The organism is Arsenophonus sp. ENCA (assembly GCF_002287155.1).
Lineage (GTDB): Bacteria > Pseudomonadota > Gammaproteobacteria > Enterobacterales > Enterobacteriaceae > Arsenophonus > Arsenophonus nilaparvatae.
In genome coordinates, this window is the sequence record NZ_NHNG01000226.1 from 1 (window position 1) to 2,688 (window position 2,688).

Sequence of the window (2,688 nt, forward strand, 5' to 3'; positions counted from 1 at the left end):
GGCTGACAAAAATACATCCCAAATCTAAACGCGCCAGATTTTCAAGTGCTCTGAGCGAACTATGCCCTTTCATGATCCCATAAAGCAAAATTCCCATCATTGAACGAGGAGAATACGGCGCTCTACCTGTTGAAGAATAACAGCGTTCGAAAGGTACCCAGTCTTGTTCATCCAAAATCTCTGTGACAATAAATGCCCTACGTTCACCAATTTGCTTGAGATAATCGCAAAGGGAAACAGAACCCTCCAAGATAGGTAGATTTTGCGCTTTGACAAACTTACGTTTGGTGTGAGAAGGCGATTCCAGTTTGCGAGTAAATACGGTCATAAAAGATCTGCGTTTAAAACGAATAAAGCAAATTTTAATCGATAACATGAGCTTTTGCGACAGCCTCATACAGGGCGAAGACTAAAGGTAAGGTTGAACGTTTTAATCACTATCTTAAGAACAGTTTCATTGTTCCACTAACCGCGTCATTTCGTCAGGCAGGGCTTATTTTGGATGCTACCGCCGCCAACTCACGTATTGGAGACTGGCTGAGTTCAATAGCTAATGTACGTAAACATGGCACTACGGGTGTATCGCCGGAAGAGCGCATGCTACAAGAACGCTTAGCACTGTTGCCGCTGCCAAAAGTCATGCAAGCATTTCCTTTACCGATACATCAGACTCGCCCGATTCCTATGGAGAGCCTACAACATCCTTTGTCCGTCTATCAATCGATTCTGGAGATGCCTATATGAGTCTTCAGTATGAACGCATCGAAAAATTCTGCGAGCAGCTTAAACTGGAAAGACTAAGCACAGAGTGGCCAGCTGTAGCGCAGGCAACTGTCGACAAGAACGGTACACACGCTGACTTTCTAGAGTCTGTTTTACGACTCCAGTATGAAGGACTTACTGAACGTCGGCGTCAAACGATACTCCGTTTATCTGGGCTGCCAGTGATAAAGACGTTGGAGCAGTTTGATTACAAATATGCCAGCGGTGTTCCCCGTAACCAAATACAGGAACTGGCTGGACTGGCTTTCATTGAGCGCCAGGAGAATATCGTGTTGCTAGGTCCGTCTGGTGTCGGCAAGACCCACCTGGCTACTGCCATCAGCTATAGAGCTGCGATGCAGGGATTAAGCATCCGTTTTCTAACTGCAGCGGACATGATGTTGCAGCTGCTTACCTCTCATCGACAAGGTGACCTCAAAGGATATCTTACCCGAGTTATCAGTAAACCTAGATTATTGATTATCGATGAAGTTGGCTATTTACCTTTTGGCAAGGAAGAAGCAAACCTGTTCTTCCAGGTGGTGGCAAAGCGATATGAAGCGGGTAGTGTGCTCTTAACCAGTAATCTGTCTTTTGCTCAGTGGTCAAGTACATTTGGTGATGATGAGACGCTAACAGCCGCTATGCTGGATCGATTGCTGCACCATGCACATATCGTACAGATTAGTGGACAAAGTTATCGGTTAAAAGACAAGCTAAAAAGCGGTCAGCTACATAAAAAATTGAAAGCGGAACTGAGCGAGTAAATTAAAGGGGGTGGATCAGTTTTACTTTAGCAAAGTGGATCAGAATTCAATTGGCATTGACAAGAAGCAATACGCCGCAAAACAGTTTGACCTTTAGTGAGCGCGCATCCGATCCGGATACGCTGCATCAACAGGCCATGGCGCTTAAGGCGCGTGAGTCCATCCCTTACGAAGTGGCGGTGAAGCGCTGCCTGTCAGGAGAGTCCTATGTCTGATTATTTAAAAAGCAAACGGGCAAACGACCCGGTGCTGACCCATATTGCCGCTGAATACCGCAATGCCAGCCTGATTGGGGAAAAGCTGTTTCCTCTCGTCAGGTTAGAAAAAGAAGGCGTCAAGGTGCCGACCTTTGGTAAAGGCCGCTTGGCGCTGTATGAAACCAAACGCGCAGTGGGGGCGGACAGCAATATCCTGTTAAGAGAGAAACAGGCGTTTACCGATATCGTGCTCGATGAGCATGATCTGGCGGTGCCGGTCGATCACCGCGAACAGGCGGAATCGATGTTCAATGAAGAAATCAAGGCGATCAAGCGTGCCACGGACGGTATTTTGTTGCGTCGTGAGCAGTATGTCGCCGAGCTGGCGCAATCGGCTTCGGTCTATGCCAGCAACGCCACCAAAGCCTTGACGGGCGAGGCCGCCTGGAACAAAAAAAATGGCGATCCACTGAAAGATATTGAAGCCGGGATGGAAGTGGTGCGGACCAATATCGGCCTGCGTCCCAACGTCATTACCATGGGGGCAAGCGTGATGGCGCTGTTGCGCTTCCATAAGGTGTTGCAGGACGCGCTGGGCGGGAACGAACGCAAGCGTATCACCACGGAAATTTTAAAAGATTTATTCCAGGTGGATGAGGTGCTGATTGGCGCACCCGTTCAGCTGGCGAAGGACGGTAAAACCACTACCGACCTGTGGAAAGACAACCTGATGCTGCATGTCGTCAATGCGCCGTCAGCCAGCAGTGATAGCGCGGATGAGCATATGCCTTCCTTTGGCTATACCTTCCGCCGTCAGGGGATGCCACTGGCCGATCGCTTTGACAGTATTGGCGGCAAGGTGGTCAATATCCGCTACACCGATATTTACAAGGTCGCGGTGGTAGGGAGTGAGGCCGGGTATCTGATTAGTGGCATTAAAGGAGCGTAAAAGATGGTCACGC

The 2,688-nt window shown here is 48.7% G+C and carries 5 protein-coding genes; 3 read left to right on the forward strand and 2 right to left on the reverse strand.

The window, feature by feature from the left end; all coding sequences use genetic code 11:
• Positions 1-376, reverse strand: a 376-nt coding sequence (locus CBG25_RS05945) for a hypothetical protein (protein WP_290603693.1), incomplete at its 3' end; no start/stop codon positions are given.
• Positions 377-482: 106 nt separating this feature from the next.
• Positions 483-641, reverse strand: coding sequence for a hypothetical protein (locus CBG25_RS05950; RefSeq protein WP_290605287.1), 159 nt, complete (start codon positions 639-641; stop codon positions 483-485).
• Between the two features lie 99 nt (positions 642-740).
• Here CBG25_RS05950 and istB point away from each other — a divergent pair, with 99 nt between their 5' ends.
• The 3 genes from istB to CBG25_RS05965 are packed head-to-tail and all read left to right on the forward strand — an operon-like array spanning position 741 to position 2,675.
• Positions 741-1,529 (forward strand): IS21-like element helper ATPase IstB, encoded by a 789-nt coding sequence (istB, locus tag CBG25_RS05955; RefSeq protein ID WP_290605289.1) that lies wholly within the window; start codon positions 741-743, stop codon positions 1,527-1,529.
• 50 nt (positions 1,530-1,579) lie between these two features.
• Positions 1,580-1,744, forward strand: a complete 165-nt coding sequence (locus CBG25_RS05960) for a hypothetical protein (protein WP_290605291.1) — start codon at positions 1,580-1,582, stop codon at positions 1,742-1,744.
• Complete coding sequence (locus CBG25_RS05965) at positions 1,737-2,675, forward strand: hypothetical protein (RefSeq protein WP_290605293.1); 939 nt, start codon at positions 1,737-1,739, stop codon at positions 2,673-2,675. Before CBG25_RS05960 ends, CBG25_RS05965 begins: the two co-directional genes overlap by 8 nt.
• Positions 2,676-2,688 lie beyond the last annotated feature (13 nt).

Excerpts from the sequence above, each read along its gene's own strand:
- CBG25_RS05950 (WP_290605287.1), bottom strand. The coding sequence starts at position 641 with ATGACTTTTGGCAGCGGCAACAGTGCTAAGCGTTCTTGTAGCATGCGC.
- istB (WP_290605289.1), top strand. The coding sequence starts at position 741 with ATGAGTCTTCAGTATGAACGCATCGAAAAATTCTGCGAGCAGCTTAAA.
- CBG25_RS05965 (WP_290605293.1), top strand. The coding sequence starts at position 1,737 with ATGTCTGATTATTTAAAAAGCAAACGGGCAAACGACCCGGTGCTGACC.